The sequence below is a fragment of the Bordetella sp. N genome (genome assembly GCF_001433395.1).
Classification (GTDB): domain Bacteria; phylum Pseudomonadota; class Gammaproteobacteria; order Burkholderiales; family Burkholderiaceae_B; genus Bordetella_C.
In genome coordinates this window covers 483575-504413 of sequence record NZ_CP013111.1, presented here as the reverse complement: position 1 = coordinate 504413, position 20839 = coordinate 483575, and the positions used below count along the sequence as shown (strand labels likewise).

Below are 20839 nucleotides of genomic sequence, written 5' to 3'. Positions count from 1 at the left end.
CCTATTCCACCTTGCCGATCTTGCGCACCGCCAGCGCCAGCGACGCCGAGTCCTTGCGCCAGTAGGTGTCGAAGTCCTTGGCATCCAGGTACTGCACCGGGCTGCCCGTCCCCGCGATCAGCGTCTTGACCTTGTCGTCGTTGGCGACGTCCCGCGTGGCCTGGCGCAGGCGCTCCAGCACCGGCTCTGGCGTCCCCGCCAGCGCGAACACGCCGGACCACTGCACGAACGTCACGTCATAGCCCAGGGACTTCAAGGTGGGCACCTGTGGCATGCTTTCCAGCGGCGTGTCGCCCCAATGCGCCAGCGCCTTGACCCGGCCGGACTGCACCAGTTGCGCGACCGACGACGGCCCCGTGGCGACGGCATCCACCTGGCCGCCCAGCAAGGCCTGCACGGCCGGCCCCGCGCCCGTGAACGGCACATGCAGCATGCTGATACCCGCCGCGTTCTGCAGCATGGCCATCGGCACGTGCATGGTGCCGTAGATGCCGGAGCTGCCGTAGCTGAGTTTATTGGGCTGCTTCTTCGCCGCGTCGACGAAGTCCTGCACGCTGTTCCAGGGCTTGTCGGCACGCACCACCAGCACCGTCGGGTCCGCGGTGATGCGTGCGATCGGCACGAACTGATCGAGTTGATAGGCGGGCTTGCGCTCCAGCACCTTGTCGGCTTCAGGCAGGATGGAGATCGACGACAGGCTCATCAATAGCGTGTAGCCGTCCGGCCTGGCCCGCGCCACCTGGCCGATGCCCAGTGCGCCGCCGGCCCCGCCGCGGTTTTCGATGATCACTGTCTGACCGAGCTTTTCGCTCAAGGCCTGGGCCAGCGGCCGGGCCACCACGTCCGCCACGCCGCCTGGCGGAAAGGGCACGATCATGGTGATCGGATGCTCCGGGTACTCCGCCGCCGTTGCCGCCGTGGCGCCCAGGCACAATGCGGCCACCGCCGCGTGTTTGACCAGCGTACGCAATGCCATGTTTGTCTCCATAGCCCAGACCAATTGGTATTGTTTTTTATGCTACAGCGCTTGCAAGAATATCCGAATGGGACGGAAACCAGCAAGAAAACCGGGACCTTCCGCGAAAAAATTTGGATCAAAGCAGAAGACCCAATTGGTCCAATATTTCGCCTTCCGCCGCTGTGCTAGAGTCCCCGGGTATTCAAGCTGTAGTCAGCACTGGAGTCGATGGCGTGCTTTGCATGAACTGTGGGACGGGGGTCGATCGTGAAGATAGCTATTGCCGGAAATGCGGCGAGTCGCTCACGCGCCGGTTTGGTCGCGACGACAGCGACACGCGCGAACGATTGCGGCCTGCGCTAGGCCGCGTGGACATCAGGCCGCTCATCGTTCGTGAACGGCACGTCAAGCTCAATTGGCTGATCTGGCCAAGCTGCGCCTTTGGCGCGCTGATGGCGCTCGGCTTCGTGATGTCCTCGGGATCCGGCCACGGGTTCATCTGGTTCCTGCTGCTGGCCCTGACCAGCCTGCTCTACAAACCTTTCAATGACCTGCGCCGCGGCCGCTACGTGCGTCTGTGGGGCGTCACCGGCCTGGAAGCCAACGAGTCGGGCGACGTGTTCATCACCGAGCTCGGTGGCGCCTGCCCCACCTGCGGCGGCGAGCTGACGCTACGCACCGCCGGCGGCGGCCGCGCGGAGATGGGCAGGAGCCCCTTCTACACCCTCGTGGCCTGCAAGGACTACCGCGACCACCACTGGCACTTCAATCGCTCGTCCCTGAACCCCCTGCGCAATGACGACGACCACGCGGCACCGAGTCAACCGCCGGGACCATTCGGCTGACGCTGCTCGGCTGTTCGCAGAAGCAAGCGTTCAAGGCAGACGCTGAACGGCCAGCCGCAGGCCCATTGCCTTGAGGATGGCGGTCAAACTGCTCAAGGCAGGATTACCCTGCGGCGACAGTGTGCGATAGAGCTGCGTCGGATTCAGTTGCGCTTGTGCGGCGACAGCCTGCACACCGCCGAACGCCTGGGCAAGCTGGCGCAGAACGATCAACAGCTCACTCTGATCTCCATCTTCGAGAATGCTGTTGATCGTCTCCAACGCCAACACCGGGTCCTGCCGGTACAGTTCGGCCATCGCGTCATCATGATGTTTGCTTCTCATAGCAACCTCCTCTTCCAATCCTGCCAATAATCGACCGCTCGCTGGATATCGGCCTGCTGCGTGCCTTTGTCGCCACCACATAGCAGCAAAACGACGTAAAGCCCCGTCTTGGCGTAATAGACGCGATATCCCGGACCAACGTCCACGCGAAGTTCCCAAACACCATCGCGACAAAACTTGTGGTCACCAAAATTGCCGAGTTCCAGGCGACCGAGACGGCGGATGACAGCCACCTTGGCTTTCACATCGCGGATGCGTTGAAGCCAATCGATGACGGGCGCTTTTCTCTCATCAGCAGTCAGGTAGTGCTCAAGGGAATAGGTGGCCATTTTCGTTTATTGACGAATTTAAATCAAGAGGGGTGGCGTTATTAGCCATGCCGCCATGATCGGGTGAGATCGGGGGGCGCCAGCCGCATGTGTGGGTGTCAACGCTTAAGCAAGCGTTCATCAGGCGGTGCGACGAATTGAGCGCGGTCAACCTGAAACGACACCGGCCGACGGGGTCGTGGAATTTGCGTCAAATTGGTGGGAGAGCTGACGGTGCATGGCGGCGCCGCCACAGTGTTGTCGTGCCCTGCACGTTGTCTGCACGATTCGTGAAGCGCTGGATATACTGCCCGCGGCCCCTGACCGCCGTCGCGCGCCCGTCCACGCTCTGCCCGTCTTATGCAACGTTCCTTCCCCCGCCGCCCCTTCTCCGCGGCGCTCATCCTGTTCGGCCTGATCCTCTGGCCCATCCTCCACGCGGACCGTCTCTACATCGACGACATGGGTCGCGCCAGCGCCGGCTATCTGGGCTGGGGATCCGACGGCCGGCCATTGGCCAATGTGCTGATGGAGGTCGTCAACGCGGGCACGCCGCTGACCGACATCACGCCTGTGCCGCAAATCGGCGCCCTGCTGATGCTCGCCGGCCTGGCGGCGCTGCTGGCCCGCCGGCTCAAGCTGGCAGGCAGCTGGCTGCCCGCCCTGTGCGCGCTGCCGCTGGCCGGCAGCCCCTATTACCTGGAAAACCTGTCCTATAAATTCGACGTGCTGACCATGACGTCGGCCCTGGTGCTGGCGGCCATCGCGGCGCTCGATCCGGTCCGTGGCCGGCTGCAGTTGCCACGCAAGATGCTGTTCCTGCTGATGGCCCTGTGCCTCTACCAGCCCGCCGCCAACGTGTATGTGCTGCTCGTGATCGCCCAGGTCGTGATCGGCCAGCTGCGTGACACGAACCCCGCCGCGCTGCTGCGCCAACTGGGCAGCCAGATCGGCGCCACCTTGCTGGCCTGCGTCCTGTACGTGGTGGTGTTGAAGCACACCGTGCGCGGCGGCTATGCCGGTGAACACAGCAATATCGACCCCAGCGCCTTTGCCGCCAACCTGAACCACTTCTGGCACTACGCCGTCATGACCCTGACCACCTTGAACGGCTGGGTGTTGTTGATCCTGGCCGGCGTGGCGGTTCCCCTCAGCCTGCTGGCCGCGATGCGTTATGCCGTCCGGCAGTGGTCCGGCGCGTCGACAGGCTTGCGTATCGTCCTGTGTCTGGCGGTGCCGGTCCTGCCGCTGGCCTTGCTGCTCGCCCCATGGGGACCGATGCTGCTGCTGGCCGACCCCGTGTTCGCGCCCCGCGTGATGATCGGTTTCGGCGCCTTGATGACGACGTCGGCCGTGATCCTCACCGCCGCCACGCCGCTGCTGAAGGCAGACCATCGTCATGCGATTGGTGTCCTTATCCTGCCGGCCGCCGTCATGGTGCTGATCGCTTCCGTGTACGGCAATTCGCTGGAGCAGCAGAAGGCCTATGAGGACAACCTGTCGGGCAATATGGTGGACGACATCGCCGCGCTACGCGAGCAGACCCCGCTGGACAACATCGCCCTGCTTGGCCAGGCCGGCCATCCCCCTGTCGTCCGCCACAACCTGCGCAGGCATCCCATTTTGGCTGAGCTGCTGCCTGTCCATCTGACGCAGGGTTGGGGGTGGGCGGCTGAACAGCTGCGGCTGTTCGGCAACGTGCCCCGGATCCGGGAGATCGACCCGGCCACGGTCGCGAGCCTGCGGGAGCAGAAGCCGGCCATTGTGCGGGCGGCCTACCGGGTGTACCTGCGGGATCGCGTGGCGGTGTTCGTGTTCAAGCCTACGGGTGAGCCACCGCCGGTGCGGTGATTCCGCAGTGGCGGCACTGTAAATAAAAAAGGCCTGTGCAAAGCACAGGCCTTTTTGATCAGGGGTACTGCAGAACCGGCGTTGCCGGACCGCCAGGACTCTAAAAACGGCTCGCGCCACACGGCAAAGAAGAAAAGGCCTGTGCAATGCACAGGCCTTTCTTTTTGATCGCAGGCACAGCGGAGCCGGCTTTGCCGGTCCGCCAGTGCTGCCCCCTGGGGGGGCCGCGCTCCGCGCGGTAGGGGGGGGCCCTATTACGCGCGCGACATGCGCTTGCGTTCGTTTTCGGTCAAATAACGCTTACGCAGACGGATCGACTTCGGCGTCACTTCCACCAGCTCGTCATCGTCGATGAATTCCACCGCGTATTCCAGCGACATCTGGATCGGCGGCACCAGGCGCACCGCTTCGTCGGTACCCGACGCACGGACGTTGGTCAGCTGCTTGCCCTTGATCGGGTTGACGACCAGGTCATTATCGCGGCTGTGAATACCGATGATCATGCCTTCGTACAGCGGCTCGCCCGGGTTCACGAACATGCGGCCGCGATCCTGCAGCTTCCACAGCGCGTAAGCCACGGCATCGCCGTTGTCCTGGCTGATCAGCACGCCATTGCGACGCTCGCCGATGCTGCCTTCACGCAGCGGACCGTATTCGTCGAAGATGTGGCTCATCAAGCCCGTACCACGCGTCATGGTCAGGAATTCGTTCTGGAAACCGATCAGGCCACGGGCCGGAATGCGGTATTCCAGGCGCGTACGGCCACGGCCGTCCGGCTGCATGTCCAGCAGGTCGCCCTTGCGGCGGCCCAGCTCTTCCATCACGCCGCCCTGGTGCGGATCTTCCACGTCCACCGTCAACAGCTCATAGGGCTCATGACGCACGCCGTCGATTTCCTTGAACACCACGCGCGGGCGCGAAACGGCCAGCTCGTAGCCTTCACGGCGCATCGTTTCCAGCAGAATGGTCAGGTGCAATTCGCCACGGCCCGACACTTCGAACACGGTATCGTCACCGGTGTCACGCACGCGCAGAGCAACGTTGGACTTCAGTTCGCGATCCAGGCGATCACGCAGCTGGCGGCTGGTCACGAACTTGCCTTCGCGGCCGGCCAGCGGCGACGTGTTGACCATGAAGTTCATGGTCAGGGTCGGCTCGTCGATGCGCAGCATCGGCAGCGCTTCCGTCGCGGGCGACGCGCTGTCCAGCACCGTGCAGCCGATACCCAGGCCTTCGATACCGTTGATCAGCACGATGTCGCCGGCTTCGGCTTCGCTGACCACTTCGCGCTCCAGGCCCTTGAACTTCAGCACCTGGTTGATGCGGCCCTTGCCGGTCTCACCTTCGGGACCGAAGCGATACTGCACGTCCATGCCGGTGCGGATACGGCCACGGTTCACGCGACCCACGCCGATCTTGCCGACGTAGCTGTTGTAATCCAGCGAGATGATCTGCAGTTGCAGCGCGCCGTTGGGATCGTCATCGCGTTGCGGCACGAACTTCAGAATCGATTCGAACAGCGGACGCATGTCGCCGTCGCGCACTTCGGGGGTCAGGCCGGCATAGCCGGACAGGCCCGACGCGTAGATCACCGGGAAGTCCAGCTGCTCTTCGGTCGCGCCCAGCTTGTCGAACAGCTCGAACGTGGCGTTGATGACGAAGTCGGGGCGAGCGCCCGGACGATCGATCTTGTTGACGACGACGATGGGCTTCAGGCCCAGCGCCAGCGCCTTGCGCGTCACGAAGATGGTCTGCGGCATCGGGCCTTCGACCGCGTCGACCAGCAGCAGCACGCCGTCGACCATGGACAGCACGCGTTCCACTTCGCCGCCGAAGTCAGCGTGCCCCGGGGTGTCGACGATGTTGATGTGCGTACCTTCGTATTCCACCGCGCAGTTCTTCGCGAGAATGGTAATACCGCGTTCCTTTTCCAGGTCGTTCGAGTCCATGACCCGTTCGGCCACAGCCTGGTTTTCGCGGAAGGTGCCCGATTGGCGCAGCAGCTGGTCAACCAGCGTGGTCTTGCCGTGGTCGACGTGGGCGATGATGGCGACGTTGCGCAAAGCGCGACTCATAACTGATCCTTTAGTGTTTGACGGGCACCAGGCCCGCCGGCAATTCGTTCATGGGCAGCAAAACCTGCTTGGGATCAGGCATTGCTTGCAAAACATCCAGCGCCACCGCGTGCGACAGCGAAAACGGCCCCACCTGGGTGCGGCGCAGTGCGGACAAGTGGCCGTAACATCCCAACGCGCGCCCGATATCCTGGGCCAGCGTGCGGATATACGTCCCCTTGCTGCAAGCCACATCGATCTGCGCGGTCATGCCATCGCAGGCAAGCAGTTCGATGCCGTGTATCGTCACCTGGCGCGGTTCCCGCTCCAGTTCGATGCCGGCGCGGGCATACTCATACAGCGGCTTGCCATCGCGCTTCAGCGCCGAGTACATCGGCGGAATCTGCTCGATGGTGCCGATAAAACGTGACAGCACTTCGCGCAACGCGGCTTCGTCCACGCCGGCGAACTCCGCCGGCGCCTTCGCCACGACGTGGCCGGTCAGGTCGCCGGAATCGGTTTCCTCGCCAAAACGTACCGTGGCGACGTAGCTTTTGTCAGCATTCAACATCGCTCCGGCGATTTTGGTCGCCTTGCCCATACAGCACACCAGCAAGCCGGTGGCGAAGGGATCCAACGTTCCCGTATGCCCCGCCTTGGCGGCATCCAGGGTGCGGCGCGCGCGCTGCAATGCGTGGTTGCTGGACAGTCCTTCAGGTTTGTCCAGCAGCACTACTCCGTCGAGCACCTGCCCGCGTCGTTTGGCCATCGTCGTATTCCAGGAAAAGCAGTGACGGCAGCCGCTCAGGACTGGTCTTCAGGCTCGTCGGGCTTGTCGCGATAGGAATCGGGACGGTTGGCACGATCGATCAGTTGCGACATCTCAATACCGCGCGCGATCTGCTCGTCATGGAAGAAGCGCAGGGTCGGCACGGTATGGATGTGCAACATGCGGTATAGCTGCGAATGCAGCCAGCCCGCCTTTTCATTTAGCAGGGTGGTGGCCGCTTCCGGCTCCGCGCCCATGACGGTGAAGTACACCTTGGCATGGGCATAATCCTGCGACAGTTCCACCCCCGACAGCGTAATCAGACCGCCGCGCGCGACGTCGATTTCACGTTGGATCAACACGGCCAGGTCCTTCTGGATCTGGTCGGCCAACCGCAGATTGCGGCCGGGGATGGCTTTAGACTTATGACGGCTCATGATCACCGGTACGTCACGGACGCCTTACAGCGTACGCGCGATCTCCCTGATCTCGAAGACTTCCAGCTGGTCGCCGATCTGGATGTCGTTGTTGCCCTTCAGGGTCAGACCGCAATCGAAGCCCGATTTGACTTCCTTGACGTCGTCCTTGAAGCGGCGCAGCGATTCCAGATGACCGCTCCAGCTGACCACGTTGTTGCGCAGCAGGCGCACTTGCGAGTCGCGGCGAACGATACCGTCCAGAACCATACAACCGGCGATGTTGCCGATACGGGAAATCGAGTAGACCTCGCGGATCTCGACCAGGCCGATGACTTCTTCGCGCTTTTCCGGAGCCAGCATGCCCGACATGGCCGCCTTAACCTCATCCACGGCGTCGTAGATGATGTTGTAGTAGCGCAGGTCGATGCCGTTGTTGTCGGCCAGCTTCTTGGCGCTCAGTTCAGCGCGCACGTTGAAGCCGATGACCACGGCATTCGAGGCGATGGCCAGGTTGACGTCGCTTTCGGAGATGCCACCCACGGCGGCGTGCACCACTTGCACACGCACTTCCTCGGTCGACAGCTTGGTAAGCGCGGAAACCAGTGCTTCCTGCGAACCCTGCACATCGGTCTTGACGATGAGCGCCAGGGTTTGCGTGCCTTCGCCCAGGTTGTCGAACAGCGAATCCAGCTTGGCGGCCTGCTGGCGAGCCAGCTTGACGTCGCGGAACTTGCCTTGGCGGAACAGCGCGATTTCGCGCGCCTTGCGCTCGTCGCCCAGCACCATCAGTTCGTCGCCGGCGGCCGGCACTTCGGTCAGACCCTGGATTTCCACCGGGATGGAAGGACCCGCGGTCTGCACCGGCTTGCCGTTTTCGTCCAGCATGGCGCGCACGCGGCCGAAGCTGGCGCCAGCCAGCACGACGTCGCCGCGCTTGAGCGTACCGCTCTGCACCAGGATCGTCGCGACCGGGCCACGGCCCTTGTCCAGACGCGCTTCGATGACCAGGCCTTTGGCCAGGGCTTCGGCGGGCGCCTTCAGTTCCAGGATTTCCGCTTGCAGCAGTACTTGTTCGAGCAGGTCATCGATGCCCGCGCCGGTCTTGGCCGACACAGACACGAACGGCACGTCGCCGCCGTACTCTTCCGGCACGACCTGTTCGGCCACCAGTTCCTGCTTGACGCGCTCGGGATTGGCACCCGGCTTGTCGATCTTGTTCACCGCGACCACCAGCGGCACGCCGGCTGCCTTGGCGTGGTGAATGGCTTCACGCGTTTGCGGCATCACGCCGTCGTCGGCCGCCACCACCAGGATGACGATGTCGGTGGCCTTGGCGCCACGGGCACGCATGGCCGTGAAGGCCTCGTGGCCCGGGGTGTCCAGGAAGGTCACCATGCCGCGTTCGGTTTCGACGTGATAGGCGCCGATGTGCTGCGTAATGCCACCGGCTTCGCCCGCGGCCACTTTGGCGCGGCGGATGTAGTCCAGCAGCGAGGTCTTGCCGTGGTCGACGTGGCCCATGACGGTAACCACCGGGGCACGCGGCAACAATTCCGCTTCTTCACCCGGGGTGGAGGTGTCTTCCAGGAAGGCTTCCGGATCGTCCAGCTTGGCGGCGATCGCCTTGTGGCCCAGTTCCTCGACCACGATCATGGCCGTTTCCTGGTCCAGCACCTGGTTGATGGTGACCATCTGGCCCAGCTTCATCAATTGCTTGATGACTTCGGCGGCCTTGACGGACATCTTGTGCGCCAGGTCGGCCACGGAGATGGTTTCCGGCACGTGCACTTCGCGGGAAATGAATTCCTGCGACGCGGCTTCCTGCTGGTGACCACCACCGCGACGATCGTTCTGGCCGCGACGGCCACCGCCCTTGCCGCCACCCTTGCCACCGGCACGCCAGCCATCACGGCTTGCGGGGGTAGCGGGCTTCTCGGCGGGCTTCTTGCCGCGATTGTCATCGGACCAGGAGGAGGAAACCTCGGTGGTCTTGATGGTCTTCTTCGCGCCAGGTGCACCGGCGGCCGGCTTGGCGTCCTTCTTGGCGCCCGCGGGCTTGCCGGCAGGCTTGTGCAGCGTGCCCGACAGGTTGGCGGGGTTGGCAGGCGCTTCCGGTTCCGGCGCGCGCAGCACCTTGCGCGGACGATTCAGCATCTCGCGCAGGGCAGCGGCTTCGGCTTCGGCACGTTGACGGGCATCGTCACGCTGCGCGGTGGTCAGGTTCGCCGACGCCGATGCGGCGACGGGCGGCGGACCACGGCGGGCATCGCCGGCACGCGGGCCGCGCGAGCCTTGCGGCTGCACATTGGGACGGGCCCCGACGGGCGTCACCGGGGCCGTGGGCCGGGCAACCGGCGCAGCGGGTTTTGCGGCGCCTTCGGCGGCCGGCTTGGAGGGGGCTGCGGCAGCGGACTGCGCAACCACATCAGGTTCGGAAATCTTCACGGGCTCTTGCGGGGCAACGGCGGCGACCGGTTCGGCGGCGGGGCCGGCGGCGGGTGCCGCGGATGCCTCGTGTTCGGGTTCCGGCTGTCGAGAAACAGGTTCTGCTTGTTGTTCGGTCGCGGCCGGTTTTTCGGCAACGGTATCTTGGGTAGCGGCGGCGGGCTTCGCTTCAGCAGCCGGCTTCGATTCTTCCGCCGCGGCGGGCGCGGTGGATTGCGTCGAGGACGGCTGCGCGGCAGCGGCGGCGGTGTCCGCGGCTTGTGCCGCGGGCTGAGCCTTCTCTGCAGCGGGCGTCACAGGCGCCGCCGATTCAGCGGCAGTGGCGGCGGCAGCAGCGGCGGGCGTGCTGGCAGCGGCTTCGGTCGCTTCAGCCGGCGCGGCGGCGGCAGCCGACGGCGCGGCGGGCGCGCTCGCGGCCGGAGCCTCCGTGGCCGATGCCGGCGCGGCGTCGGCCGCTTCGGTCGCCGCGGCAACAGGAGCCGCCGTGGCGGCGGGCGCCGAGGACTCGACGGCCGGCGCGGCGCTGTCCGTCACGGGTGCGTCGGCAAGCTGCCCGTCGTCCGTTACGGCCAAAGCGTCTTCCTGCTCGGCGGCGGCTTCGGCGGCCAGCTCGGCCGGATCACGCTTGACGAACACGCGCTTCTTGCGCACTTCCACCTGGATGGTGCGCGAGCGTCCGGTCGCGTCAGCCTGGCGGATTTCCGAGGTCTGGCGACGGGTCAAGGTGATCTTCTTACCCTCTGCCGCGCCACCATGGGCGCGCCGCAGCGAGTCGAGCAGTTTCGCCTTGTCGCTATCGGTGACGGAGTCGTCTACCGATTTGAGTTCAACGCCAGCCGAGCGCAACTGATCCAGTAGCACATTGGCAGGCATTTTCAGCTCGGTAGCGAACTGGGCGACGGTGTTGCTCGACATTAGGCGTTCTTCCTGTGTACGGCGATCTAACAATATAACTAGCGCAATCCAATAAAACGATTACCAGGCGGGCCGCAGAGCAGCCTACCCCCCTTCCTTCTCGTCAAACCAATGCGCGCGGGCGCGCATGATCAGATCGCTGGAGGCCTGCTCGTCCAGGCCGGCGATTTCCGCCAGCTCGTCCGTAGCCAGTTCCGCCAGGTCATCACGCGTGTGAACCTTGCGTTCGGCCAGCTTGGCGGCCAGTTCCGGCGTCATGCCGTCCAGCGTCAGCAGATCCTGCGCCGTTTCCAGGGCTTCTTCCTGGGCAATGGCTTCGGTCAACAGCGCGTTGCGTGCACGAGTGCGCAGCTCGTTGATCGTGTCTTCGTCGAAGGCTTCGATTTCCAGCAGTTCCTGCATGGGCACGTAAGCGATTTCTTCGAGACCCGCGAAACCTTCATCGATCAGGATGTCGGCCACTTCCTCGTCCACGTCCAGCTTGCTCATGAAGGTGGCGCGCAGCGTGGAACGCTCGGATTCCTGGCGGTTCTGGCTTTCTTCCGGCGTCATGATGTTGATCTGCCAGCCGGTCAGCTCCGAGGCCAGACGCACGTTCTGGCCTTTGGCGCCGATCGCCTTGGGCAGGTTCTCTTCATCCACCACCACGTCCATGGCGTGCTTGTCTTCGTCGACCAGGATCGACTCGACGTTGGCCGGGGCCAGCGCGCCGATGACGAACTGGGCCGGCTCTTCCGACCACAGCACGATATCGACCTGCTCGCCGCCCAGCTCGTTACGCACGGCGGTGACGCGCGAACCGCGCATGCCGACGCAGGTACCGATAGGATCGATACGCTTGTCGTAGGCCACCACGGCGATCTTGGCGCGCACGCCGGCATCGCGGGCGGCCGCCTTGATTTCCAGCAGGCCTTGCTCGATCTCGGGCACTTCGTTTTCGAAGAGCTGGCGGATGAAGTCCGGCGCCGTACGCGACAGGATGACCTGTTGGCCGCGCGCGGCGTGATCGACCTTCAGCACGAAAGCGCGCACGCGATCGGCCACGCGGATGTTTTCCTTGGGGATCATCTCCGAGCGCGGCAGACGAGCTTCAATCTTGCCGGTTTCGATGATGGCATCGCCCTTGTCCATACGCTTGACCGTGCCGGACACGATGGTCTCGCCGCGGTCGAGGAAGTCATTCAGAACCTGTTCGCGCTCGGCGTCGCGTATCTTCTGCAAGATGGCCTGCTTGGCCGCCTGTGCGCCGATACGGCCGAACTCGATGGGTTCGAGCGGCTCTTCGATGTATTCGTCGACTTCGATATTGGGCACGATTTCGCGGGCGTCCGACAGCATTTCCTGCTTGTCGGGTTCCTGCAGGCCGGCTTCATCCGGCACGACCAACCAACGACGAAAACCTTCGTGACTGCCGGTTTCACGGTCGATCGAAACACGAATGTCCGCATCGTCCTTGAACCGCTTTTTCATGGCCGAAGCCAGCGCACTTTCGAGCGCTCCGAACACAACCTCGCGCGTTACGTTCTTTTCGCGCGCCAAGGCGTCGACCAACAGAAGAATTTCGCGACTCATCGCTTTTTGCCCTTGAAATCCAGAACGGGGTCCAGCTTGGCGCGTTCGACATCATCGAACGTGAAACGCACCACCTGCACATCGTCCTTCTTTGCCTCAAATTCCACACCGAAAGTGGCTTTTTCCTGTTCCTGCTCCGCCTCGTCGGCGACCAGGATGCCGGTAAAGACCTTGCGGCCCTCGACCGCCTGGCGCAGCTTGACTTCCACGCGTTCGCCGGCGAAGCGACGCAGGTCAGACTCGCTGCGCAAAGGGCGATCGATGCCAGGCGAACCCACTTCCAGTCGCTTGTAATCGATATTCTCGACCTCGAACACGCGCGACAGCTGACGCGACACCTGTTCGCAATCCTCGATACGCACCCCATCGGGACGATCGATGGTTACGCGCAGCAGGCCCAGGGCGGCACGTTCCACGTCGACAAGTTCGACGTCCATGCCGGCCAGCGCCTCTTGGGTCATTGCGAATAAATCAGCCATATGCTCGAAAAAAATGGGCTGTATGCCCAGCCCATCGTGATGTGCGGGAAAACGGCATAAAAAACACCGCCACCCCGCCTTTATTTGTTCACTCGCCGCCGGTTGACGACCGGGGTGGCCGCGCTGCTGAAGAACCTGGCCGATGCCAGTGCCCCCAACGACGCGGAAGCGCCAAAATCCGCCTGTGCCCTGCTGCCGTAGACACCATCACGAACCGCGCGTGAGAGGCATGAACAGCGGCGAACAACAGGCAGACACCAACGACGAGCCTGCGAAACCCGGAATTTTATCAGATTTTCGAGAAATTGCTTGCTACGTCGCGGAGTTACGAAACAGGAGGCCCGTTTCAGCGGTTGCCACGGCCGCGCAGTTCGGCAATACCGATGCGCGATTCGTGCGCCGACGCGCCGCGCGGCTGCCAATCGTCGCCACGCGCGCCACCACCACCGCCGCCCGCTCCACCGGCGCCACCAGCACCGCCGGCGTTACGGTTGCCGCGCGACTTGCCTTGCTGGCCAGCCGGCTTGCCGCTGCGATTGCCCTTGGGGGGACGCGGGCCACGCGGGCCCTTGGGCTGCCCTTCGGCGCCCGGCTGGCCGGACGCACGCGGACCCTCGCCCTGCGCGTACTGGCGCTGGCCGTCACCCCGCTGGCCGTCACCCTTGCGGGCGTTCGGATTCTTGGCGCCGTGCGGGCCACGGGACTTCTGTCCGGAGCGGCCGCGTCCCTGGCCCTGGCCTTGACCCTGACCTTGGCTTTCACCCTGCCCCTGGCCTTCGCCGTAGCCCTCGCCGCGGCCCTGACCACGGCCTTGAGCACGCCGTTGGCCCTGACCTTGGCCGCCCTGGCCTTGCAGCCCGCCCTGCCCCTGACCACCCTGGCCGGGACCGCGCTTGCCGCCGCGACGGCCACCCTTGCCGTTACCGCCAGCATTGCCGTTGCCGCCGCCATTACCGGCGCCCCGGCCGCGATTGCCGTCCTGCCCCAGCGGATGCCCGTTGGCATAACCGCCGGTAATCAGCAGGCCGGTACCGAAAGGATCGGAAGGCGACGAAGCGGTCTGCCCGCTACGACCGGCACCGCCGCCCTGCAGCTTGCCGCGCCGGCCGACGCGCGCGCCGTTCATACCGTTGTTTTCCAAGGTGCCGAAGCCCGGGGGCAGCGCGCCCTCGTGCGATTCAGGCTGCTTGGAACGGCGCCGGCCATCGCCGTCGTCGTCGTCGCGCAACAGACCCAGCTGCACCATCAGCGCCGTACACAGGTTGGGATCCAGCTCTTCCCAGCGGCCGCGCCGCAGGGTCGTGGGCAGCACGATGTCGCCGAAGCGCGTGCGGATCAGACGGCTCACCGTCACGCCGATGGCTTCGAACATGCGGCGGACTTCGCGATTGCGGCCTTCCTGCAGCGTCACGCTGTACCAGCGGTTGCTACCGTCGCCGCCAATGAAGTCCAGCGAACCGAAGGCGGCCTGGCCGTCTTCGAGCTCGATACCTTCGACCAGCGAGGTACGTTGCGCATCGTCCATCGTGCCAAGCACGCGCACCGCGTATTCGCGTTCCGTGCCGTAACGCGGATGCATGATGCGATTGGCCATCTCACCCGACGTGGTGAAGATCAGCAGGCCTTCCGTATTCAGATCCAGGCGGCCGACCGACAACCACTTGCCGGTGCGCAGCTTGGGCAGACGGGCGAAGACGCTGGCGCGGCCACCCGGATCGTCATGGCTGACGATTTCACCGGCCGGCTTGTGATACAGGATCACGCGGGGCGGCTTGCGCGTGTTCAGGCGCGTGATCACGCGGCCATTCACACGCACCTGGTCATTGGCGGCAACGCGTTGACCGATATGGGCCGGCTCGCCGTTGACGGACACGCGGCCCGCCACGATCAGCTCTTCCATTTCGCGCCGCGAACCGATGCCGGCATCGGCCAATACCTTGTGCAGCTTGGGCATCACGACCTCGCTGTTCAGGTATTTGTTCAGCCGCTGCTCCATACGGGCGGTTTTTTCCAGATACGTCAGGGCCTGCTCGGCCTCACGTTCGTTGCCACGGTCCTGGCCGCGGTCCTGCCCACGATCGTTGCCGCGCTGGTCCGCGCCGGCGGCGTAGCCGTCCGCAGCGTCCGACGCGCCTTGGGCACCGTGGGGGCCCACGTTATCTGCATCGCCGCGACGGCGACGGAACGGCGTGCGCAGCTTGCGGCCACGCGAGCGGGCACCGCCCTCGCCTTCCGAAGCCTGGCCCTGGGGCTGTCCCGACGCATCGCCATAGGCGGCATTCGGTTCGAACGCGGGAGCGGACTCCGTGTTCGCGGCGAACAGGTCGCCACTTTGGCCTCGCGACGCGTTCGATGCGCCTTCGCCCTGCCCGTAGGTGGACGCGCGCTCATTGCCGGCTTCGGCACCCGCCCCGCGTGCGGGACGGTTACGCGGCGGTTTGCCCTGGCGTTGCGGGCGCGCCGTGGCGGCTCGTTCGCTATCGGCGGCGGCCGTCTCGACCACATCGGTACGACGGCGCGAACGCGCGCGGGGCGCCGGTTCTTCGCCGACCTGCGCCGCGGACGGCGTCGACGTTTCGGCGGCGGCGGACGCGGGAGCGATGCCGGACACGGCCGGGGCCGGCGCGGCGGGCGCCTGGGCTTCGCCGGCGTCCGCGATCACTGCGGTCACGGCCTGCTTGCGGGAGGGCGTGGCACGCTTGGGGGCGCGCGCGGGCGCATCAGCGGCCGGCGTCGTATCCTGAGCTTCGACCTGCCGGACGACAGGCGCTTCGGCCGGGGCCGCGGCGCCAGCCGCTTCACCGATGGCAGCAGCCAATTTCGTTGCGCGCGGTGCGCGCGGCTTCTTGGCCGGCGCGGCTTCCGCCGGGGCAGCGACGGCCGGCGCGGCGGCCTGATTCGAATCAACAGACGCCGCGCTCGTCGCTTCTTCCGCGCCCTTGGCACGGGTCGACTTGCGGGGCGCACGAGGACGCGGCGCGTCCACGGTTTCGGCAACATCGGCGGCGGCGGCCGCGGCACTCTTGGCGGCGCGGCGCGGCGTCGCGGCGGGCGCCGCGGCAGCGGGCGCTTCCGCGGCCACCGCGGGGGCGGCATCGGCGGCGGCCGTCACGCGGCGCGCGCGGGGCTTGCGCACGGGCGCGGCGGCGTCGGCCGCATTCGCGTGCTCATTCACGGGAACGACTTCGTCCTGCGTTTTCTTATTGATGGTCACTAGAACTACTCCGGATTTCTATCTTTGCGGGAGGCGGAGGGCGCATCCTCATCGTCGGACTGCTCGGGCGAGCGCTCAGGCGCGGCGTCCGGCGTGGGTGACGGAATTTCAGGCTCCCCGCCTCGCGGCTCGATTTCCGGCGCGGTGCTGGGAGGCGTTATCTCTGGTGTACGTGCGGGTTGAGGGACCCGCGCCCCGTCGCCGGGCTGATCTATCGTGTCGTGCCCAGGCGGCGGCATATCTGGCCGGCCGGCGACTGGCGCCGCCAAAGCGGACACCTGCTCGTTATCTAGATCGATGGACAAATCGGCGTCGGCCGCGTTCCCGGCAGGTCCGGAATTTTCCTCGGAAACCTGATCCTCGGGGGCCGCGCCGGTCCGCTCCGTCGCCTGGCGCACAGCGTGCGCGGCATCGTCAGCGGCTGGCGATAAGTGGGATTCTACGCCAGATGCTCCCGCCCGTGCATCATCGCCTTCCGGAATATCCACAATTCCCTCCTCTCCGAGGGTTTGCCCGGACGCGGAAACCACACTCGCCTGATCCTCGGCGTCGGACTGCTCTATATCTACCTGGTCGGCAGCATCCGCCTGTTCGATACTGCCGACCTGCTCGGCGGCATCCGCCTGCTCGACGCTATCAGCCGGTTCGGCCCCGTCCGCCTGCTCCACGACGTCGGCCGGCCCGGCGCCATCCGCCTGTTCGGCATCCACCTCGGCGGAAAGTGCCGCGGCGGCGGCTTCGTCGACGACGACTTCGCCGCCGGCGGGCGTGATTTCCTCGATCTCGATACCACCAAGGTCCAGCCCCGCCAAGGCGGCGGCGGCGCCTTGGGCCTCCAGCGGGGGCAGCTCGTCCAGGGCACGCAATCCCAGATCGTCAAGGAACTGCCGCGTCGTCCCGAACAAGGCGGGACGCCCGGGCGCATCGCGATGGCCGATCACTTCGATCCAGCCGCGATCTTCCAGCGTCTTGACGATCTGCGACGACACGGTCACGCCACGGATGTCCTCGATGTCGCCGCGCGTGACGGGCTGGCGCCAGGCCACGATCGCCAGCGTCTCCATCACCGCGCGTGAATACTTGGGCGGTTTCTCGGGATCCAGGCGCTGCAGATAACGCTGCATATGCGGCCGGCTCTGAAAACGCCACCCGCTGGCCAGCGACACCAGCTCCAGACCGCGGTCGGCCCAGAGCTGCTGCACCGCTTCCAGCAAGCTGCTCAGTTTTGCATCATCGATGTCATCGTCATCGTTGAAGAGTTTGCGGATTTCACCGCGCGGCATCGGCTGCGTTGCGCAGAGCAACGCGGCTTCGATGACTATGGTTGCCTCACTTTCATTCATCGATATGTTCAATTTTTATTAAAAACAGACAAAGGACTTGCCAAGGTTCAGAAATAGGGCTACTATTCATTTCTCAGACGCGGGGTGGAGCAGTCTGGCAGCTCGTCGGGCTCATAACCCGAAGGTCGTAGGTTCAAATCCTGCCCCCGCAACCAAACATACAGAAGGGCTTGGCGATTTCGCCAAGCCCTTTTTGTTTTGGCAAAACGAATAACAAAAAAAGCCTGATCAGCAGCCACAGCCGCAGCGCGCGCAGCAACGCCGCCATTACCAGCGACACACGTCGAACAGGGACGACGGCCGGCCATCGCGATAGCCGCGGCATTCAGCGTCGACATCGACGGCAGTGCTGACATAAGGGAAGCTTGCAAAAAGACCTCGACCAACAAGGCTGGACGCGAAAGCAGGACAGTGAAAAAGGACCGTTGGGGCGAAATCGCCGGCCGTGCGGCATGGCGTCCGTTATCGGATGCCCGAGGGGCCGTCCCGGCGTCGCGCCAAGTTTCGATCAGAAATACGAATCTGGACCGGCAGGACGACGGCGCTACTTTTGTGGGAAGCAAGCCAGGCGGCTTTGCCATAACCCAGACCGCGCTGCAGGTATTCGGTCGATTATACGCGGCATTATTCTGAACGGGAAAAAATCGGGACACCATTGCCCTCCCCCGTTTTGCCCTCTTGCCAAGGCTATCGCGACAGGCTCTCCCGCAGCAGCGCGGCAAGCTTTTCTTCCGGCATGCCGCGCACGATGAAGACCAGGCGGGACCGCTGATCCGCGTCGGGCCACGCGTCCAACTCAACCAGGGGGTACAGCTCCCGATGGACGCCATGAACCACCCAGGGTCCCGTACCGTCGGCAAAGGCAAGCAGCCCTTTCACCCGCAGCAGGGATTCGCCCAAGGATTCCTGCAAGGCCGCCATGCGCAGCAGAAACGCGGGCCGTGCCGGGGGCGCGTCAAACACGTGCGTCCACACCGCCACGTCGTGCGCCGTCGCGCCCGCGCTCCCGTGGCTGCCGGTCACCGGCGCGAAGCGGCTGAGCCAGCCGCCTTCGACGGCCAAGGCCTGGCCGTCGGCGCGCGCGGGACTTTTTCTATATCCCCCTTCCAGCAACAACCCTGCGGGCAATTCGGTTTCCGGCCCCAGCACCAACACTTGGGCCGACGGGTTGATGGCACCGACGCGCGCACGCGCTGCCTCGATTTCCCTCGGCGACGCCAGGTCGGTCTTGCCGATGACAACCCGATCCGCCAGGGCCAGTTGCTGCGCCATCTCCGCGGGCATAGGCGCGCTGGGGGACGCCTCTGCGGCCAGCTGCCTGGCGTCCGCCACCGCCACCGTTCCCTCGTACGCATAGCGTTCCGCCAGGAAATGATCATGGCGCAGCGTGAACAGGATAGGAGCCGGACTGGCCAGCCCGCTGGTCTCGATGATCAAGTGCCGGAAAGGCTTGATGGTCCGGCGCAGGGCCTGCATGAACAGATCCCGCAGCGTGTCGGTGAGCGCCCCGCGCACCAGGCAGCAGATGCACCCGCCTTCGAGCACCGTCACGGTATCGGCGCTGCCGCGCACCAGGTGATGGTCGATCCCCACGCTGCCGTACTCGTTGATCACCACTGCCGCGTCCGCGTACCGCGGCGTTCGTACAAGGCGATTGAGCAGGGTTGTCTTGCCGCTGCCCAGGAAGCCCGTGAGCACGGTGACGCCTATGCGCTTGTCAGTCATTGAATCGGTCCGCTGGTCTGCAAGCCAGGACTATATCGGACCACTGCGCGGCACGCCCGAGCCAAGGACCGGGGCGGCCGCTCAAGACACGCTTGAAACACTTCAGGCAGCCCTGCGCTGCCCCTCGGCTTCCGCGCCTTCTCGCCCGGCGCCCCCGCGCGAGGCCTGGCCGTGCGCGTAGGCATAGGCCAGGCTCATCGCCCTGCCCACCGCTGCCTGCTCTGAATGGGAAACCGACCGATCACTCATGGGCGGCACGCCGTCCACCAGTGAACGAGCGACGAACCCGCCTTCCACCGACGCAATTTCGATCGCGAATGTGCGGCCACGTATGACGCCGCGCGCGACATGATGCCATCTGATCACAGCACGTTCCTCCTCCGGGACGTTTATGAGGCACATGCTCGCCGAAGTGCGTGATGAGTGAATCGCAGGCTCTTTCCGGGTGTTACCAATATTGCGTAACACCGCCCTGGCCCGCCATGCCGGCGCTGCGCTCTGCAATCGACGCTTGCAACCGACGCTTGCAAAAAGGCCGCCTGGAACCACGCCTGGATTACCCGCCCACTACCCGGCGGCTTCGCGACTTCCGGCATCCTCTGTCCCCGCCTGCCAGGCGCGCAGCCACCCCAACCCGGCAGATGTTGCACCGCGAGGGCGGTATTCGCAACCTATCCATCCGTCGTAGGCCAGTTCATCCAATACAGTGAACAGATACGGATAGTTCACTTCTCCAGTATCAGGTTCCTGCCGCCGCGGCACACCGGCGATCTGTATATGGCCCACGCGGCCCGTCGGCAGATACGTGCGCAGACGTGTCTCCAGATCCCCTTCGACGATCTGGCAGTGATACAGATCCATCTGTACTTTCAGATTCGCGGCGCCAACTTCCTGCACGATGGCATGCGCCTGAGCCTGATGATTGAGGAAATAGCCAGGCATGTCGCGCGGGTTGATCGGTTCGATCAACAGATCCCGCCCGGCGGACGCGGCCTGGCCCGCCGCCCAGGCGAGGTTTTCCAGATACACCGCGCGCATGCGATGCACGTCACCAGGCGTCGGCACGACGCCGGCCATCACATGCAGGCGCGGACAATCCAACACCTCGGCGTATTCCAACGCGCGCATGATGCCGTCGCGAAATATGTCGCGGCGGTCGGCCAGGCTGGCGGTGCCGCGCTCGCCCGCGGCGTAATCGCCGGGCGGCGCGTTGAACAGGACCTGGCGCAGACCCGCCGCATGCAGGCGGTCCGCGATCTCCCGCGCCGGCCATTGGTACGGGAACATGAATTCGACGGCCGTGAACCCGTCGGCGGCCGCCACCTGGAAGCGGTCGAGGAATTCGTGTTCCGTGTACATCATGCTCAGATTGGCGGCAAACCTGGCCATGCGGGCCTCCATGGGATCGAAACAGGGATGGGACAGCTCGTGCTTTTCGGTCTGCACCATACCGCAAAACCTGCGGCGCGGCGCCAAGTCCTATAGGCGAATCGCGACGAAGAACGCGAGGGACAAGCGCAGAAAGGGCACGTAACGCATGGCCGCCTGCAACCGTCCTCGTGCTTTCTCCCGGTGCGAAAGCCAGTCAGCACACCAAGGGGCTTTACGAGAAAACGCG

17 protein-coding genes and 1 tRNA gene are annotated in these 20839 nt (G+C 64.9%); 3 read left to right on the top strand and 15 right to left on the bottom strand.

Going from position 1 to position 20839, the window contains the following annotated elements:
- Position 1: 1 nt before the first annotated feature.
- Positions 2–976, bottom strand: a complete 975-nt coding sequence (locus ASB57_RS02175) for a tripartite tricarboxylate transporter substrate binding protein (RefSeq protein WP_057650165.1) — start codon at positions 974–976, stop codon at positions 2–4.
- Between the two features lie 452 nt (positions 977–1428).
- Between ASB57_RS02175 and ASB57_RS31455 the strand changes: the two genes are divergently transcribed.
- Positions 1429–1803 (top strand): hypothetical protein, encoded by a 375-nt coding sequence (locus tag ASB57_RS31455; RefSeq protein WP_231755318.1) that lies wholly within the window; start codon positions 1429–1431, stop codon positions 1801–1803.
- 30 nt (positions 1804–1833) lie between these two features.
- Here the strand turns inward: ASB57_RS31455 and ASB57_RS02165 are convergent, their stop codons facing one another.
- Complete coding sequence (locus ASB57_RS02165; protein WP_057650162.1) at positions 1834–2127, bottom strand: DNA-binding protein; 294 nt, start codon at positions 2125–2127, stop codon at positions 1834–1836.
- Positions 2124–2456 (bottom strand): type II toxin-antitoxin system RelE/ParE family toxin, encoded by a 333-nt coding sequence (locus ASB57_RS02160; protein WP_057650160.1) that lies wholly within the window; start codon positions 2454–2456, stop codon positions 2124–2126. The genes ASB57_RS02165 and ASB57_RS02160 overlap by 4 nt, the downstream gene beginning before the upstream one ends.
- Before the next feature lie 339 nt (positions 2457–2795).
- Here ASB57_RS02160 and ASB57_RS02155 point away from each other — a divergent pair, with 339 nt between their 5' ends.
- Positions 2796–4286 carry a glucosyltransferase domain-containing protein gene (locus ASB57_RS02155; protein WP_057650157.1) on the top strand — a complete coding sequence of 497 codons (1491 nt, stop codon included), beginning with the start codon at positions 2796–2798 and terminating at the stop codon, positions 4284–4286.
- Between the two features lie 254 nt (positions 4287–4540).
- On the opposite strand, the gene typA is transcribed toward ASB57_RS02155, so the two are convergent.
- From typA to scpB, 8 genes are all read right to left on the bottom strand, one after another.
- Positions 4541–6361, bottom strand: a complete 1821-nt coding sequence (gene typA / locus ASB57_RS02150) for a translational GTPase TypA (RefSeq protein ID WP_057650155.1) — start codon at positions 6359–6361, stop codon at positions 4541–4543.
- A gap of 10 nt (positions 6362–6371) precedes the next feature.
- Positions 6372–7109: a tRNA pseudouridine(55) synthase TruB gene (gene truB / locus ASB57_RS02145; RefSeq protein ID WP_057650153.1), complete on the bottom strand. Its 738-nt coding sequence runs from the start codon at positions 7107–7109 to the stop codon at positions 6372–6374.
- A 35-nt stretch (positions 7110–7144) separates the two neighbouring features.
- Complete coding sequence (gene rbfA / locus ASB57_RS02140; protein WP_057650151.1) at positions 7145–7546, bottom strand: 30S ribosome-binding factor RbfA; 402 nt, start codon at positions 7544–7546, stop codon at positions 7145–7147.
- Between the two features lie 24 nt (positions 7547–7570).
- Positions 7571–10888: a translation initiation factor IF-2 gene (infB, locus tag ASB57_RS02135; RefSeq protein WP_057650149.1), complete on the bottom strand. Its 3318-nt coding sequence runs from the start codon at positions 10886–10888 to the stop codon at positions 7571–7573.
- 84 nt (positions 10889–10972) lie between these two features.
- Positions 10973–12460, bottom strand: coding sequence for a transcription termination factor NusA (nusA, locus tag ASB57_RS02130; protein WP_057650147.1), 1488 nt, complete (start codon positions 12458–12460; stop codon positions 10973–10975).
- Complete coding sequence (gene rimP / locus ASB57_RS02125; RefSeq protein WP_057650145.1) at positions 12457–12939, bottom strand: ribosome maturation factor RimP; 483 nt, start codon at positions 12937–12939, stop codon at positions 12457–12459. The genes nusA and rimP overlap by 4 nt, the downstream gene beginning before the upstream one ends.
- Before the next feature lie 346 nt (positions 12940–13285).
- A complete protein-coding gene (gene rluB / locus ASB57_RS02120) occupies positions 13286–15262 on the bottom strand; it encodes a 23S rRNA pseudouridine(2605) synthase RluB (RefSeq protein WP_057655851.1) in 1977 nt (658 codons plus the stop codon).
- An 896-nt stretch (positions 15263–16158) separates the two neighbouring features.
- Positions 16159–17496 carry an SMC-Scp complex subunit ScpB gene (gene scpB / locus ASB57_RS02115; RefSeq protein ID WP_057650143.1) on the bottom strand — a complete coding sequence of 446 codons (1338 nt, stop codon included), beginning with the start codon at positions 17494–17496 and terminating at the stop codon, positions 16159–16161.
- A gap of 78 nt (positions 17497–17574) precedes the next feature.
- Between scpB and ASB57_RS02110 the strand changes: the two genes are divergently transcribed.
- Positions 17575–17651: transfer RNA gene (locus tag ASB57_RS02110), tRNA-Met, on the top strand.
- Here the strand turns inward: ASB57_RS02110 and ASB57_RS31715 are convergent.
- The 4 genes from ASB57_RS31715 to otnI all read right to left on the bottom strand — a co-directional run bounded on the left by ASB57_RS31715 (position 17630) and on the right by otnI (position 20610).
- On the bottom strand, positions 17630–17764 hold the full coding sequence (locus ASB57_RS31715) for a hypothetical protein (protein WP_255362006.1): 135 nt from the start codon (positions 17762–17764) through the stop codon (positions 17630–17632). The two genes, ASB57_RS02110 and ASB57_RS31715, sit on opposite strands and share 22 nt — an antisense overlap.
- 419 nt (positions 17765–18183) lie before the next feature.
- Positions 18184–19221: a GTP-binding protein gene (locus ASB57_RS02105; protein WP_057650141.1), complete on the bottom strand. Its 1038-nt coding sequence runs from the start codon at positions 19219–19221 to the stop codon at positions 18184–18186.
- A gap of 102 nt (positions 19222–19323) precedes the next feature.
- Positions 19324–19587, bottom strand: a complete 264-nt coding sequence (locus ASB57_RS02100; protein WP_156414038.1) for a hypothetical protein — start codon at positions 19585–19587, stop codon at positions 19324–19326.
- Between the two features lie 201 nt (positions 19588–19788).
- Complete coding sequence (otnI, locus tag ASB57_RS02095; RefSeq protein WP_057655850.1) at positions 19789–20610, bottom strand: 2-oxo-tetronate isomerase; 822 nt, start codon at positions 20608–20610, stop codon at positions 19789–19791.
- Positions 20611–20839 lie beyond the last annotated feature (229 nt).

Bases quoted from the DNA above. Each gene is read 5' to 3' on its own strand.
- ASB57_RS02175 (WP_057650165.1), bottom strand. From the start codon at position 976: ATGGCATTGCGTACGCTGGTCAAACACGCGGCGGTGGCCGCATTGTGC.
- ASB57_RS31455 (WP_231755318.1), top strand. From the start codon at position 1,429: ATGTCCTCGGGATCCGGCCACGGGTTCATCTGGTTCCTGCTGCTGGCC.
- ASB57_RS02165 (WP_057650162.1), bottom strand. From the start codon at position 2,127: ATGAGAAGCAAACATCATGATGACGCGATGGCCGAACTGTACCGGCAG.
- ASB57_RS02160 (WP_057650160.1), bottom strand. From the start codon at position 2,456: ATGGCCACCTATTCCCTTGAGCACTACCTGACTGCTGATGAGAGAAAA.
- ASB57_RS02155 (WP_057650157.1), top strand. From the start codon at position 2,796: ATGCAACGTTCCTTCCCCCGCCGCCCCTTCTCCGCGGCGCTCATCCTG.
- typA (WP_057650155.1), bottom strand. From the start codon at position 6,361: ATGAGTCGCGCTTTGCGCAACGTCGCCATCATCGCCCACGTCGACCAC.
- truB (WP_057650153.1), bottom strand. From the start codon at position 7,109: ATGGCCAAACGACGCGGGCAGGTGCTCGACGGAGTAGTGCTGCTGGAC.
- rbfA (WP_057650151.1), bottom strand. From the start codon at position 7,546: ATGAGCCGTCATAAGTCTAAAGCCATCCCCGGCCGCAATCTGCGGTTG.
- infB (WP_057650149.1), bottom strand. From the start codon at position 10,888: ATGTCGAGCAACACCGTCGCCCAGTTCGCTACCGAGCTGAAAATGCCT.
- nusA (WP_057650147.1), bottom strand. From the start codon at position 12,460: ATGAGTCGCGAAATTCTTCTGTTGGTCGACGCCTTGGCGCGCGAAAAG.
- rimP (WP_057650145.1), bottom strand. From the start codon at position 12,939: ATGGCTGATTTATTCGCAATGACCCAAGAGGCGCTGGCCGGCATGGAC.
- scpB (WP_057650143.1), bottom strand. From the start codon at position 17,496: ATGAATGAAAGTGAGGCAACCATAGTCATCGAAGCCGCGTTGCTCTGC.
- ASB57_RS31715 (WP_255362006.1), bottom strand. From the start codon at position 17,764: ATGGCGGCGTTGCTGCGCGCGCTGCGGCTGTGGCTGCTGATCAGGCTT.
- ASB57_RS02105 (WP_057650141.1), bottom strand. From the start codon at position 19,221: ATGACTGACAAGCGCATAGGCGTCACCGTGCTCACGGGCTTCCTGGGC.
- otnI (WP_057655850.1), bottom strand. From the start codon at position 20,610: ATGGCCAGGTTTGCCGCCAATCTGAGCATGATGTACACGGAACACGAA.